Origin of the sequence: Nocardia sp. CA-135953 (genome assembly GCF_050955735.1) — a bacterium.
Classification (GTDB): Bacteria; Actinomycetota; Actinomycetes; order Mycobacteriales; family Mycobacteriaceae; genus Nocardia.
The window spans coordinates 4,456,049-4,472,027 of the sequence record NZ_CP192082.1; the positions used below are offsets into that span (position 1 = coordinate 4,456,049).

A 15,979-nucleotide genomic window follows, 5' to 3' on the forward strand; every position below is an offset into this window, starting at 1 on the left:
ACTGATTGCCCGGTAGGCCGGGTAACCCATCGCCGCCGCGAATCGTCCCAGATCCGAGAGCACTTCCCGGCGATTGCGGAGGGTCTCCTGGCGTGCGATCCGATCGTGGGTCTGCCGCATCGTGGCCAGGTGCTGCAGTTCCGCGGCAATGGAGTCGAGTTCTTCCCGCTGCTCGGCCCGCAAGCGGTCGTAATTCACCGTCTGGGCAACGGCGTCGGGATTCAGCACCATCCGGATCACGCATTCCGGACGGTCGGCGGCGTATTCCAAGGCCGCTTTTCTGCTTGTCGTGACGTATGTCCCGTTGCCGTTGTTGGCAACCCGCCATCGTCCGGGGAAGTAGGGTCCGCTGCGGAACAGCTCCACGTGACCTCTGGCGCTCACACCACGGAAGAACTCGAGCCCGCCCGCGGCGATGAGGTCATCGAGTGCGGTTGGCCCGGCGACGACCGGCAAACCGTCGAATCCTTGCTGTCGGCAGATCTCGCCGAGTGCGGGATCGGTTGGCCACTCGTACCCGCGAATCATTGCGGCGACGGCGTCGTAGTCGATGTCGTCGCGCCGATCACGACCGATTACCTGCGGGCGGCCGCGGGTGATGGCTCCCGTCGGCCCGAGCACGAGTGGGCCGCCGTCTCGGATGTCGACATCGCCGCCGCGGCCGGTAACCGGGCCACTGTCGGGGCCGTCCGGATCAGTACTGTCGGCCCGGCGGTTGCCGGCGTATCCGCCCGGCTGCCCGCTGGTTTGGAGATGCTGACGGGTATCCGGTCTTGTCGAGGCGGTCTGGAACTCCTGCCGGGTTTCGGGTGTGGCGGGGGCGGAGTTGTCGTGTGGGCGGTTGCCGGCTCTGCGCGACCAAGGCGCCGATGGGCGGTCTTTCTGGCCCGGTTCGTTCGGCTGGGGTTGATCCAGTGGACGACTACCGATGGTCCCAGCGGGACGATCGTGTTCAGCGGTATCGCCTTGGCCGCCACGCTTGCCCAACGCTCGGTCCAGATCGATCCGGGTATTGGTCAGTTGGATCAGTCGGGCCGTTTGCTGGTGGTCGGCGAGAGCCGCCAAGAGGCGGCCAGTTAGGGCGGCGGCGTCCGACGCGGCGGCAAGGCGATCGAGCGCACTCAGTCGGCCTTGGGCGCCGACATCGACGGCGGCTTCCGGCGCGACAGTGGAGCGACCTAACATGTCGTCGAGCTCCCGGCTCCGCTGGGCAGCTCTGTCGATGTTCGACGTGTTGAGCGCGGTGTCCGGTGTTCCCTCGATGGCCAGTGCGGTGGCCCGTTGAACATCGTCTTCCAGTGTCAGGCCGCAGCCGATCCAGGAGCCGAGCCGTGTCAACCGCTCCTGTCCAGCGCTGTCCAGCAGTTGGTCCCATTGTGATCGGGTGAGTGCATTCAACCGCCTGTGCAGGATGTTGAGCACGTCGTTCAGATGGGTTGTCACCAGTATCGGGTCGGCACCGGTCAACGTCGAAATGGTGGCAACGGCTGCGGCATGGTCCTGGTGCCACGCGTCCAAGGCCGCCGCCTCCTCGCCTCGAACCGGCGGCTCTTCTCCGCGCCGCGCCGCGACAACCTGCAGTTCCTCGACGATGTCCGCGCGGTTGCGAATGATTTGAGCGGTCCGCTCATCGGCGGCGTCGGACTCGGGCGGCCTGCTGCCGATGAATTCCTTCGGCTGGTTGGGACCGGGTGTGGTGTAGGTCCGATTGAACGGAACCGTCGACGAATGTCGAGCCGGATCGCCCGACTCAGGTGTGGCATCTGATGGGCGGCTTCCGATGTGACCGTCGGGCCGGTCCTGGCTCGCGTCTGATCGATCGAGATGCTGCTTGAAGGTATGGACCACCTCGGCGGTGTCCGGGTGCCACTCGACACCCTCAGATTCGGCCACCCACCGGGTCATCCGCTGGTGCAACTCGTCGAACACGAGGGCGACCTGCTCGGGTTCGGCACCCAGGTCGGGGTCGCGATACCGGACGACGGTGCGCTCGCCCTCCCGGTAAGCGACGACCTCGATATGTCCTGGTTCGCGGCGAAGCGGGCCGAGGGTCAGCGGCACCCGTACCTCGTCGGCGCTCTGTGTTATATCTTCACGAACGGGCCTCACCCAGAAACGATCGTCGTACGCAGCGAAGATTGCCACGATGCTGTTCTGGAGACCGGACTTCGGCATCGTGAACAGCTCGGACACCGGCACCGAGTTGCCCTGCCACAGGTCGGCTTGGCGCTCGTTGTCGAAGCCTGCGTCGGTGAGGTCGAACCCCGCTCTGGCGAGCACATCGCGAAGTTGAGCGGTGGCCATCGGGTCGGATACGGCGCCCCACGCGTAGGGATACACCTGGCCCTCCGGTCGCCCGTTCTCGTCGGTGAACACGACGCCCCACCCGGCCACCTCCTCCCCCATCGCCGACAGCAGATGGATCATGTGAGCGTGTTCGCTGTCACCGAGCATTCGACCCCACCGGTCCATGACGATGGAAATCCCGGATGGTTCTGCGCCAAGGGGGTCGACAGACGTTTCTTTCGGGGTCACGAACTGCGTGTCGAGCACCCCGAGCACGCGCGGCCGGAGGCCCGGGGGGATTTCATCTCGATAATCGTCGTCGGTGAACGTTTGCCCGTGGGTGACCGGGTGAGCAGTGTAGGACGGCCGGATCGGTCTTCGCGTTTCGGAGCCGTGGTGGGCGAGGACGTCGAGCGCTCGCACGATCCACGCGATCATCTGCGGCAGGAGGGGATTCTCCTCGAAGGCGTGCATAGTGCTGGACCGCATCGCCGAGGCGACCGCGCCTCCGGCAGCCGCGATCGCCTGATGAATGTCTATGCGCAACTGAAAGAGTGACAGCCCCGCTGCTGTGGCAGGCTCGGAAGGCCCGAGGCGGTCGACCGAAGCCGCGACTGCATGATCCAGATCGCGGAGCCGGTCGATCGCCTGCTCGGTATCACGGGTGTAGGTCAGGAAATGCAGCGCCGCCCGGTAGGCATTGGGGATATATCGCCGGGCCACCTCGCCAAAGGTCCGGTCCGAGCCGGTGAGGGCCTCAGCGAACTCAGCTGCTTGCGACGGTAGTGAGCGCAGCGAGCGGATCAGTTCTCGATCCCAGTCGCCGCCCCGACTCGCGACCAGGTGGTCGTCGGCAAGCCTTGACCAGTCCGCCCCATCGACGATCCGTACTGCGCCGAGTGCAGCGGCAGCGACCAATTGCTCTGGGAATCGGGTCAGTGTGTCGAGATCGTCATCAAAGGGCGCTGTCCTCGTCCCGGCCACGTGGAGCGCCCCGATGATCTCGAATACGCCGGTGGCGGCATCGGCCGCGGCGATCGCCGCCTCGGGACCGCCGTCGGCGATCCGGCGCCATTGTTCGGCGGCCAGCGCGGTCTGAACTCGAGCCGTACCGATGGCCACCTCGATCGCAGGTGGTTCTCCGCGATGAACGGCTTCGATGTGCGCCGACGTTTCAGCATGTGTGCCAGCGAGATATGTCCGCAGACCGTGATCCGACAGCCGAGTTGCCCATTGGGCGAGCTCTTCTCGCGTGGCATGGATCGGATCCGGCCTGGAGGGCTCAGGCCGCGTCTCGAGATTCTCGGCCGCAGGCTGCCCATCATCCGGGTCGGGCGTGAACTCCGGTGGGCGGCTGCCGACGCGGTCGTTCGAGGTGGTCGCGGGCGGATTCGGCAGGGCCTCGGGTGTCGACGGAACTTGCCCGCGTTCGGGTGCCGGGTCGGGTGGATCGGTGCTGTCGTATGGGCGACCGCCGACCTTGGCGGGTTCGGCCTGCTGGGGGAAGTTCGGCTCGTCGGGCGAGTTCGCAGGGATCGTGGACGGCTGACCGAGCGGTACGTCCAGTGATCTCGGCGAGTCGTGCACACGCACCGATTCGCCGATCTCGTCGATTTCCCGGATTCGTTCCGGGGACAGTCTGATCTCGGTGCGACGATTGACGTGGGCGGCCGAGTCGGGAACGAGCTCGCCGTGCTGATCGAAGTCGATGGTCCAGAAGGCCCGCTCGGCTTCGGGCACTCTGTCGATGAACTTCTGCTGTTCGCGCTGCCACGTGTCGAACCTGACGGCCTTGTTCAGCAGTGCATGGCGGTACTGCAGGTCATTCGGGCCGAAATCATTGTCGGTTTTGCCGTCTCGGGACGCCGCGAGGTCCACCACCTTCAGGTTCGGGGAGTCGACAAACTTGCTGTCGTTGACCAGCAGCACCAGGTGATTGTCGGCCTCGTCGCTGCCTTGTCCCTCGGTGTTCTTCCACTTGTAGACCAAGACTTGAATGCCTCCCGGCCGCTTCTTCAGCGACTTGACGGCCTGATCCAGCGAATCGGCCGCCTTGCGCGAGCCGTGGCGGAACGACGATTTGACGGTGTCCCATTTGTGGCCGCACAGCGGTATTTCACCGGGCGGCATGGTGAACCGGTCCGCGTTCTTTTCGCACAGCACTCGCATGGCGGTCACGCCGTTGTTGACGCAACTGTTCGGGCTGTGCCGGTGTATCTGGTTAACCAGGTCGAGCAACGCGGCGGTGGCCAAGTAGAGCGACGCCGCGGCAACGACGTTCTCGGCGTCGGGGTTCTCATTAACAGCACTGCGGGCCGCGAGGTCGTCGGCCACTGGGTTATCGGCAACGGTCCGATCTGCGGGATGGGCATTCGTACCCGGAGCGACCCGGTGGGTGCTGTCGCCGGACAGCTGCCGAGCGACGGCTTCGCCCAGTACATCCCGGGCCTTTGCGGTGGTGGCGTCAGAGTCGGCAACATCCAGGGCTTGGGCCAGGTCGCGCTGGGCGATGGTCATGGCGGCGCCGACACGGCGCAGTCCTTCCGCGCCCTCGATCTCCGCGAGGTTCTTCCAGCCGATCGCCTCGGCCAGCCGGTCGCGTCGCGGGATGAGTTCATCGAGCGCCTGTTCATCGGTGAACAGCGCATATTGCACAGCTTTTCCGGGCGCGGTCGCGTAGAGGTGCTGACGCAGTGCTGCCACCGCGGCGGGTGGGAGGTTCGTCCGGTCGAGCAGTATGTGGGCGTCGTTCTGGTCGAGCGCGTGGTCCTGGCCGAGCGCCGACGCGAGAGCAGTCGCGGTCGACGTGGGAATCTCCAGTAGCCCGGCGAGCCGCGTGGACCGGTCCACCAGCTGGTCCGGTCCGACGAGGTTACTCGGGTCCCAGCGCGTCATCGACGGGTCGGTGTTGGGTGCGTAGTGGAGGATGAAATCGGCGGTGGCACGGTGGTGGGCGCGATCTCGCAGCCCGGGCACGAGCTCGGCGAACTTGTGGCCTGCCGCGACGAGGTTGTCGTGCGTCGCGGGAGTGGGATCGGTTCGGTAGTCGGCGACGGCTTGTTCGTAGTGGATCACTGCCTCGCGGACCCCGCGCAGGTGCATGGCGTTGCGGATCAGTGCGTCCTGCGGCGACATCAATGCTTGCGCTGTGCCGGGTTTGCCGTTGCGGGCGGTGCGGTTCTTGGCCTGGTCGTAGATGTACTTGTGTTCAGGGACCTCGGTCATCCACACATGCATGCCGCCCTTGGCCAGCACCGCGTCGGATACCGAGATATCCACACCGCGCTGGCCCTGCCGGTTGATCACCAGGATCCTGCCCTGTTCACCGGCGGCGTCGAAGACCTTCTGCAACTCGGTTTCCCAGTCCGCACCCCACTTGGCGATCCGGTCGGCGTCGACCGCCTCGATCGCTTCCCGGGGCACCCCCGTGCGCAGCAGCGCCCGGACCTGCTTGTCGACCAAATCGTTGCGGTGGCACAGGATTTCCTGGAAACGGCCCTGCCCGCCGTCCCACATCTGGTGGGCGTATCCGGCCAGCGCGTTCAGCTTGGCCCTGGTGTTCTCGTGCACGTCGGGCTGGCCCTCCACCAACCGCGACGGGTTGAACGGATCGACCGCGTGCGGTATTTCCAGCCCGTATACGGTCTTCAGCACCCCACCCAGATCCGTCAGCGTGCCCGAGGCGCCGGTGATGTGATCGAAGAAGCGATCGGTGCCGTAGATCTCGGCCGCGGTGATGCTCTTGGCGGAGTCGGCGTCGGCGCGCACCACGATTCCGTGCCGCTCGGCGCTCATCCCGATGGATTCGGCGGCCCGGATCTCCTTGGCCTCGACGGCTTGGGCCAGGCTCGCCTTGCCCGGCTCGGCGCTCCATCGTGATTCGCTCGAGGTCTTCGGATTGCGTTGCAAGCCGTGCTCGCCCTGATCGATGATGACGATCTTGCCCTGATCCATCACGTAGTGCGTGTTGTTGCGGCAGGTGAACTCGGCGGAGGCGGCCATCTCGAGCCGCGACCTTCCCATGTGCCGCAGCCACCGGTTCCCGTCCGGCAGCGCCTCGACCTTCGCCCGTCCCGCTGGTGTCAGCGCCGCCTGTCCGTCGTACCAGTACTCCGTCCCCACCTCGAGGGTTCCGTCGGGCAGTTCCACGTCGACTTCTTCGGCGATCCGTTTCAGGCCGAAATCCTCATGCGACAGTTGACCTTTCACGAGCGCGTCGGCCAGGAAGTCGTGGGCGGCGAACACCTCCCGCGCGGTCGCCTCGGGGGCGGCGCCAGCGGCGATCTCGGAGCGGATGAACGTCCTCTCCCCGCGGTCGACGATCGCGTCCATCTCGTCGATCACCGCCCGGCGCGGTGGCATGTGACCGGCGTTACACAGGTGTCCGACCGTCTCACCGGTGGCCACCACGATCGCGGGCCGGCCCGAGGTCACCGGACCGAAACCCTTCTCCTGGTCGGCCCGCAACACGTCGATCCCGAAGCCACCCAACACCCGCTGGTACTCGGTGAACTCCCGATGCGCCAGCCCGTCCGCGGTCGTCACCAGCAGCACCGAACCGTGGCGGACCGCCTGGTTCATCGAGTACGACATGAACATCAGCGTCTTGCCCTGGCCGGGCAGCATCTGCACCGGTCGCCGGGCCATCTCGAACCCGCCCTCCAGCTGCGGCGGCCGCAGCACCATCCCCCCGGGCGCCCCGTCGGACGTCTGCCGCTGGATGATCGCCATCCCAGCGATCAACGATTCCCGCTCGTCGGGGTGGAACAACCCGGCCTTCAACACCTCGTCGGGAAGATTGGACAGCCGCAGTTCCTCCAGGAGGTGGTCACCCGAACGCGCGTGGAACTCGGCCAGCACCTCGTCGGCATGATCGCGGAAGTTCGATGCCGACGAACCGGCATCGTCGTGTGAACTCGCCGCCGGATCGGGGTGAGTCGGCGTTTCGGGACGGGCCGAGGTGTCCTGCTCCCCGGCAACGGCCGATGTGTGCCTGGCACCAGACACTGCGGCCGGGTCCGCGCCGGCCGACCTCTCTGCGTAACGTTCATTGGCCGAGGCGCCGCGTTTCCCGGTGCGATCGTGCTCCTCGCTGCTCGGCGATCCATGGTCCCTGGTAGCAGTCGATGCGTGCCCGTCCTCGGGAGCCGCGACCGGGTGTGCGCCAGCGGGTGCCTTCTGGCGAGGTTCAACGGTGGGGATGCCTTGCTTCCCTGTCCCGCCGGGCCCCTCATTCCCTGGCGATCGGTGTTCGCCTGTGGCAGCGGTCGTTTCGTGCCCGGTTCCGACAGGGCGTATCGGGGTGCTCGTCGAAACCTTCGGCGGCGCAGACGTTTCCCCACCGGCTTCAATCCTTCGCAGCACTGGCTCACTCGTACCGGCCGTGGATTCGCCTCGCTGCGGGCGCTCAACCGGCGTGGCCGTCTCCGAGTGGCCCGGCACCCCGGCCGCAGCACCGGGTGTGACCTGACCACGACCAGTCGCCTCCGCGAGCGACCGCGATTCGCCGGACCCGACCGACGCGGCGGTCCCGTCCGCCACGACCTGCGGCAGCTCGCTGCGCGCACCGTCGGCGATTACCGTATCCGGAGCCGCTGTCCATGCCGACTTCGCAGCCTCCCACGCCTGCCTCGATTCCGCCGACACCTCGACCTGCGGGAGAACCTGCTCCGGCAACGCGGTGCCATCGCTGCGGCGAGCCGGTATCAGCTGTGCGGCATCCTCGCCGCGAGCTGCGGCGGCCAGGTCGGGCCGAGTGAAGGCGCCACTGCCGTCTACGACCGCCCCCGACGACGCACCGAAATCCGAGTGAGCACCCGGACGCGCATTCACCACCCCGGCGAATCCGCCGTTGAGCAGCGGTGCAAGCACCTGATCGAAATGCTCCGGCCAACCCGTGACCAACGCCGCCGCCCCCAGACCCGACACCGCGCCCGCCGTCCCGTGTACCAGCCCCTGTAGCGTGCGACTGCTCTCCATCCGCGGAATCACACTCGGCGCGAACCGGCCCGCGAGCATGCCACCCACAGCGCCACCCGCACCCGCCGCACCCGCCGCCTCGATCGACGTCAGATCGATACCCCGCGGATTCTCACCCCCCGCCCCCTTGACAATCCAGTCCCGGTGGCCGTCGAGGGCCTGCACCAGTTGCGTACCAGCATCGACCGCAGCGGGCAATGCAGCAGCCTTGCCAACCATCACAACGCCCCTGAACGGCCCCAACGCCGACAACCTCGCCGCCGTCTTCGCCGCACCCGCCTTGAACGCCTGCTCCAGCCCCGCACGCATTAGCTGAACCTCACCCCGCCCCTCGGCCAGCATCGTGCTCACCACCGGCGCGGCCGCGGCTTCCCCGCCAGGACCGGCCGCCGCAGCCGCCGACAACACCCGGATGATCCGCCACGCCAGCTCGATACCGAACGCGAACATCACACACAGCGTCTTCTCCGCCTCGTTCGCCGCCCCATCCGCCTGATCAGCCAATACATGAGCCTCATCACGCAACCGGACCGCGCCGTCTTGCTGCAGCAGTAACGTCTCGCGCAGTCGGTCGCCGAGCACACCCACCGAATCCTGCTGCGCGAGAAGCTTTCTCGCCTCATCCGCGTGACCGCTCACCGCCTCGGCCCGCGTCCGCAGCTCAGCCGCCATCCACCGCATGCCGGACACATTGGCGCGCGGCAGATCACCCCCGAACACGACCATCTCGATCGCACGCCGCACAGGCACTGGCAGTCCATCGAACACGTGGCGGATCTCCTCCACCGGATTCAACGACCACACACCCACGACGCCGCCTACCTCCGCCGCGTAGTCGCATCGACCAGAACCCCGTGCAACGTCCGTGCTTGCACACTCGCTTCGCCGCCGCGTACGACGACATCGGCGAACGCGGCACCGAGTGCTCGGCTCGCGTCGAATCCGGACGCACCCGCGGAATCTCCGGTCAGCTCGGCACGCCAGCGCCGATAACCCCGCACCAACTCTGCGAGCGTGGTGTACTTTCCCGCCATCCGATGCATGTACTCCGCGATCAGGACATGCTGCGCCGTCCTGCGCGCGACACCGCCACCGGCAAAGTCGAGTGCCCGGCCGAATTCGCGTAGGGTCGCCGCGTAGACGGCCGGCACCTCCGGTTCGCCCTCGGATTGCGACGTTTCGGCTACACCCAACTCTCGTGCCGCCTGCCCGTCGAGGGTGATCGTTTTCTCGACTCTGGTCGGGTCTCCGCGCGATTCGGAACTCCATCGCACTCGACGTCGGTCCTCGAGGTCCGCTATCGCAACGACATCGACCGAAATCACCGGATAATCGGTCAGCACTCGATCGACGGCCGCAACGAATTCCCGCACGGCCGGTTCCTGCAGGCCGGGTGTGTCGAACCCGGTGACCTGCACGCCGTGTCGTTCGACCAAACTCCGTGCCAGCCACCCGAGTACAGCGTTGCCAGCCCGCTCATCCGGGCGACGTCGCTCAGGGCCGCGTTGCCGTTCTTCGGTGGGCTTCTTCGTGCGCGGCGGGGATACGGATCGCGGATTCGACGGACTCGACGGAGTGGTGGCCGCGGGCCCGCCGGGTGCGCTGGGCGACCGCCCGGACCACGGGGTCCCTCCGCGTCCCCCGCTGACCGTTGGACCGCCGCCCCGGGTGGCCGCGGCGTCCGGCGCACGGGGGACATTCCGCGCGGTGGCCGGAGGCGACACCGCCGAGGACGGGGAGCGGCGGCCGGGCTGCTCGGTGCGTTCTTCACCGCCGCGTCGGCCCGCCGCGTCGGTTGATGGGTCCGAGCCCTGCGCACCATCCTGCGGTGCGGATCGTCCGCGCGAACCGTCCGGACTCCGCGACCCACCGGGCGATGCTTGCTCGGCAGGGCGGGTCCGATCTCGGGCTCCCGCGGATGTCGCGAGCGGATCGCCGGGCGCCGTGCCGGACTCGGCGCCCGCGAACGGACCTGTACCCGCGCCATTGCCCGGCGAATACATATCCGTCCTGCCGCCTCGAGACGGACCGGTCGGTGTTCCGCCGATGGGGTCCAGCGGGTCGGACGAGTCGGCGATTCGACCGGCGCCGATCGCATCCTGAGCTTCGAAATCGTTTGCAGCGGTGTTGATTCCATTGGCCATGTCGTGCAGGCTTTCCGCCATCGACCGCAGGTTGGCCAGCAACTTGTCGGTGTTCGGCTTGAAATCCTTGGCGAACGCCAGGCCCATATCGTCGTCACCCCAACACCCATCGGCATACGCCAGGGCATCACGCAGCCCGGTGTAAGTCTGGCCCACCTGGTCGCCGAGTTCGGCCAGCCGCACGCTCTGATATCGCAGACTGTCCGGATCCACCCGGACTTCACGATTCACGTCGCCGCCCTCCTCCCGTCAGGCGAGGCCGTCACGGCGATAGCGGAACCGGCGCTCGAAATCGGCCACAAACACCGACGGCGGCACCGAGGAGTTCGAGCGCTCCACGACACCGTCGTCGGCAACGTAGAAGACCGCACGGTCCAAAGCGATTTCACCAGCAGGCACCGGCGAACGCACCATCCACCCCACACCGATACGATCGGCCGTCAACGTCGACAGCGGATATCCCGTGGTGTCGAGACCTCGCTGCCGAATATGTTCACGGACCAGATCGAGCGCCTCCATCGCACCGGTACCGCCGCCGTCGTGCGCGATCACCCCCGCGATCATGAACTGGAACAGAGCTCCGGCAATATCGATCCGCTCGCTGTCCCCGAATACGTCCACGATTGTGTCCCGAGTCACGGTGCCCGCCTGCGCCGCGGCTACCAACCGCTTCGCGGCATCCCGCGTTCCGGCCGACCGATCGGCGAGCAGGTCACCGATCACCCCCGCTACCGCCTCGACCGTCCATACCGCGGGCACCGCCGGCGCGCACTCCGACATCGGCGCGGACTCACCCCGATACCAGTGCCCCGCCTCCCACCAGTAACAAAACGAAAGCAAACCCGTTGCCACACGCGTATTGAGCACCGGATCCGCCACCCAATCCGGGGCTCCCGCAAAGAATTTCGGCATCCCGGCACCCACGTTGTGTACGGCGTCCAGCACGGGCGCGTTCCACACCCCGCCCGACAGCACCGCCCGATCACCGGGCAACAGGGTCAACGTCGAACCACTGTGTCCCGCGCTTTCGAATATTCCCACCGACGGACACACCCGCGGCCCCAACTGCGAACCCACCGCCACGAACGCCGCCGACAACGCCGCCCATCGCGCCCACAACGCCGTGAGGTCCGGCAACTCACCCGCGACGGCTACCGCCCGCACCCCCGCCCGCTCATCCGCGCGCGCCGCCTCGGCGGCCTGCCGCGGCGGCCTGGACCGCCACTCGCCCCGCCCGACATACGCTGCCAACCACACCGGCAACCGATCCCGTGGATAGATTTCCAAATCGGCCAGATATGCGTCCGGAGTAAACAACTGCTCACCCGAAAACGGCTCCGTACCACGGTCCTCCACAACCTCGACATCACGAGTATCGATCCGCACCAGCAATCGCCACCACGGCCCATCACCCGACGCAGCCGACACCCGCCGGTGCCGACGCACCACATCACATATCGCGTCCGGCACCGGACACCGCGCCGACCGCACACCGTCGTCGGCCACCAACAATGCCGATTCGGCAGCGACGGTCATCGCGAACCGGGCCTCCAATCGCTGCCACCCAGGCGGCGCGAGTTCACGCAGCCCGCTCACGACCCGATCCGTCAGCCCGACGAGGTCGTCTCCTCGCCCCTCCACCACGTCACACTCCGTGCTGCTGGACCCCATTGCCGATCTTCTCCTCGAACGCAGCCCCGGGATCGCAGCAGTTGCGGATCGACCCACCGCAATTGACTCGAACCACACACTTCTGCTCGGACAAATCGCGATAAGCATGACCGGATAGGTAGGTCCGAGTCATCGGGAACGTACGCGCATGCTGCGCTTGGTCTCCCACGATCGGGTTACCGTCTTCGAACGCATGGTTGGCCGAGGCAGATCAACTCGGATCTTCTTAGGCGAAAGGCGCATCGACAGGGCCCGGCTTGACCCGAATCGAAATATTTCTGGAAGGAGTGCCGCTCACCTTCCTCGACTTCTACCGATGCGCTCGGCCCACCTATCCGGAAATCCTGGTTATCGATCTTGTCTGGTGAATCGAAGCCACCGGACATTCGTACGATCGGATCGATAGAGTGTTCGAAGGAAGTCTTTCGGAGGCGATGCAGCCATCCGCGACAGATTGAAGAAGGATATAGCGGATGTCGCCGCGCTACAGGCGCAGCCGCCATCCGCGGTTGCGGATGCCACTTCTACGGAGAGGCACGATGTCCACGACGCCCCATCCTGGACAGCACTATCTGCTTCCGGCGATGAACCCGAGTCGAGCGGACCTTCCGGACCGAATCCGCCGTCGTCAGACGAATCACACGACCCAACCACCGACGCACTGGGGACATCGACCATATCGACGACGATCGGATCGACCGAGAATCCTGAAACAGGTGCTCGCGCCAAAGTCACCAGACCACACGAATGCCAGAACGATACCGGATAACTTACAGGCCGGACTGCGAACTTCCCGCGCATCTCACACGCCGCATATCCAGGCGCACTGTCCGATTCGATACGGACGATCGACCTGAAACGCAGGAGACGCCATCCGTGAATTACCGGCGTGCCGAGACCGGTATACCCACCTCCGCCATCTCGTTCTCGATGGCCTTCGCCGCGAAATGAAGCCCCATGGATCGCGGTTCGCGAACTCGCTGATGCAACGCGGAAACACCCCCGGGTGCAGCAGCGATCTGGACAATGCCGATAGGCGCCTCGATGGAGGGTATCACCGGTCGAATAGCCATGCCATCTAACCTTTCTGCCGTTTCGCTCATGCGGCTCGCTGATACGCAGAGCGAATGTACAAAGTGCTCGACACATTCCGACCGGCTCAATAAGTAATGCACATAGGTGGATAGCTCGCGGCAATTACCTATAAGCGGCCGCTACCTACGCAACCGCAGTTTGCTGCGATAAAACAAAGACGCCAGTTTGTATCGCGATCACCCGATGCCATAGACCTACTTATGGCGCCATTCTGGAGTTCCGCAGACCGGGATCGAGAGGTGCAAGAGCATGGTGTGCTGTGTGCTGCTCGCCGGCCTCGTGGTGTTCGGGCCGCGTGGTGTGCGTATCTACCACACCTTTTGGGCCCATCGCCGGGGCCGACGGCCGAATCGTCACCCTCTCGAAGTCGCCGTCTCCGGTCACCTTGTCGAATCATCGGATACGACAGTCCTTTTCGTGCCCGCCCGGCCACCGGCGGCGCGCACACCATGGGAGCCGTCATGAGCACAGCCGTACCGGTTCAGCAGTCCGCGTCGAATATTCGTCTGCGCGGACCGGCCACCACCCGATGGTTTCGGCGCACGCTCGCGATCACCGCGCTCGTCTGGGCTGCCGCGGCGGCTATCCCGCAGATTCTCGGGCTGTCCGATGCGTGGCGGGCCTTCGGAACCGGACTCATCATCCCGGGCGCGGGGCTGCTGTACGCGATGCCACCGCTGGATCACACCTTCGCTACCACGGTTGTCATCGGCCATGCCGTAGTGATCTGGGCCGAGGTCGCACTCGCGGGTGCAGCTGCGCGGCGCAACTCCGGGCTACTGATCGCAGGTTTGGTCGCGCCAGTGCTGGCCATTGCGGTCGTTGCCGTTCCGGCAGTCGTTGTGGCGGCTGGCCATATTGCCGCGTTCCTCGGCATCCTCACCGCCGGGGGCTGGGCATTCGCCTTCCGCTCGGTGGCGCGATCAGACTATGTGACCCTGCCCGCGATCGTGCTTGTCGCCGCCACAGCGTCCGCGGCACTGACGCAGGTCCATGGTGATATGCCCGGACCGATGACGTGGGTGTGGTGGGGTGCTCCTGTTGCCGCGGTAGGGATTTCGGTACTGGTCTCGATTCGGGAGCATGTCCGGCACCGTGCCGCCCGTAGGCTCGGAATCGAACGCGACAACTATCTGGCCGAGCGGCCATGCCCGGCGCGAACGAATCCGGTGCCGCTCGACCAGCGGACGGGCACACCAGCGGTGACCGAGGCCGACGCCGACCAGCTGCGCCTGCTGCGCTATCTGATGAGCATCGCCGCGCACCCACTCGACAGTTGGGACGGCTTCGACGCCGAGGGCGCCGGCCCGCTGCAACAGTATCGCTATCAGCTCAATGCCCTTGGCTGGGCGCTGGCGATGTACGGGTACGCACATACGCCCGCATTACGCGGACCGCTACACCGCGCGCAACTCGATGTGCTCACGCGAATGCGCGACAAAGCGGTCTGGGGATACTGGTACCATCAGAATCTGCTGGGCAACTGGGATTTTCGCGAGCGACGCGCGGACCCGATCGACGTTCCACAGAACATCATGTTCACCGGCTACCTCAACTTGCAGCTCGCAATGTTCCGGCAGGCGACCGGTGACCGTCGCTTCGACAAACCCGGCTCGCTGAACTTTTCCTGGTCTCCGACGGAACAATTCGCCTACAACCATCCGACGCTCAATGACATCGTGATCCGAAACTTCGACAGTGAGCTCGGCCTGTGGCCCTGCGAACCGCTCCCGGTCGGTCGCGGCCGAAGGCACGGACTGATCTTTCCCTATTGCAATGCGGTGAGCGCAGCGGGCGTCGCCACAGTCGACGCCCTGGCCGGAACCAACCACGCCGCCGATATCGCCCGCCGCTTCCAACGCGGTCTCGATGCCGAATTCACCGCCGCGGACGGCGATATCGTCTCATTCATCGCCACCGGACTCGGCTTCACCGCACGCGCATTCCGAGGACCCGCGACCACTGCGGCGGTCGCGGCCTTCGTAGCACCGCTGCTGCCCGATCTCGCATGGCGGGCATGGGAAATATTGCTGCGTGAGTGGCTGACCACCGACCGGTTCCGTCGGCTCGGGTCCGGCGGATCGGAATCTCCGATCGTCGCGGACTGGGGATCGCAGGCGGCGACCAACGCCGAATCATTCGCCGCGGCAATGCTGCTGGCACAGGAATGCGGCGAATCGGACTGGTGCGCCGAACTCTGGCACGCGGCCACCGAGCAGCTGAAATTCGTCGAAGACGAGAACCAGGCCGGCATGTGGAGTTTCGACACCGCCTCCCTCCACGCCAATGGCATGCTTGGTCTGGGTGGACTCGGCCGTGCGTACGCGCTGACCGATATGATGTCGCGCTTACGACCGTCGGAATGGAGTGCCGGTCCCCGGATCTTCGACCTACCACATCCGAACGTCCTTGTGGCGAAGGCGGTTTCCGATGGCCACGGACTGGACGCGGTGCTCTATCCCGGTCGCGGGCCAGGCCGCTTCGCGCTACTGCTCGATCAGCTCGCTCCTCGCGGACGGTATCTGGTACATGGTGCGGTCGAACCGGAATTGACCGCTGACGCGAGCGGAAAGGCCCGAATCACCGTCGAACTCCGCGCCCGCAGTGCCATCGAGCTTCGGCCGGTCCCGCACAGATGATCTGTCATCCGTTGATGAGACTGTGTCTCGTGTCGATGGCTCGGCCTTCATGAATGTCAACCGGGATCGTTCGCAAGCGGCCGTAGCGTACCGGCATCATTGCTGTTTGCCTCCGAGATGCCCACCGGCCAGTGGGGTTCCGGCGCGACCGCCCTGCGAACTGGA

At 66.0% G+C, this 15,979-nt stretch carries 4 protein-coding genes (1 of these 4 only partly in view); 1 reads left to right on the forward strand and 3 read right to left on the reverse strand.

What is annotated here, in order from left to right:
* The 3 genes in view from ACQPXH_RS20515 to ACQPXH_RS20525 are tightly spaced (at most 18 nt apart) and all read right to left on the reverse strand, a layout consistent with a single transcriptional unit that may run on beyond the window.
* Positions 1-9,075, reverse strand: partial view of a PfkB family carbohydrate kinase gene (locus ACQPXH_RS20515; protein ID WP_433598151.1) — the beginning only. It extends 19,140 nt beyond the left edge of the window; the window shows 9,075 of its 28,215 coding nt (coding positions 1-9,075); the start codon lies at positions 9,073-9,075; its stop codon lies off the left edge, out of view.
* 8 nt (positions 9,076-9,083) lie between these two features.
* Positions 9,084-10,640, reverse strand: coding sequence for a hypothetical protein (locus tag ACQPXH_RS20520; protein ID WP_433598152.1), 1,557 nt, complete (start codon positions 10,638-10,640; stop codon positions 9,084-9,086).
* 18 nt (positions 10,641-10,658) lie between these two features.
* The gene (locus ACQPXH_RS20525; RefSeq protein WP_433598153.1) at positions 10,659-12,080 is read right to left on the reverse strand and encodes a hypothetical protein; all 1,422 of its coding nucleotides are present in this window, start codon (positions 12,078-12,080) and stop codon (positions 10,659-10,661) included.
* Between the two features lie 1,556 nt (positions 12,081-13,636).
* Here ACQPXH_RS20525 and ACQPXH_RS20530 point away from each other — a divergent pair.
* Positions 13,637-15,814 carry a hypothetical protein gene (locus ACQPXH_RS20530; protein ID WP_433598154.1) on the forward strand — a complete coding sequence of 726 codons (2,178 nt, stop codon included), beginning with the start codon at positions 13,637-13,639 and terminating at the stop codon, positions 15,812-15,814.
* The last annotated feature ends 165 nt before the right edge of the window (positions 15,815-15,979 follow it).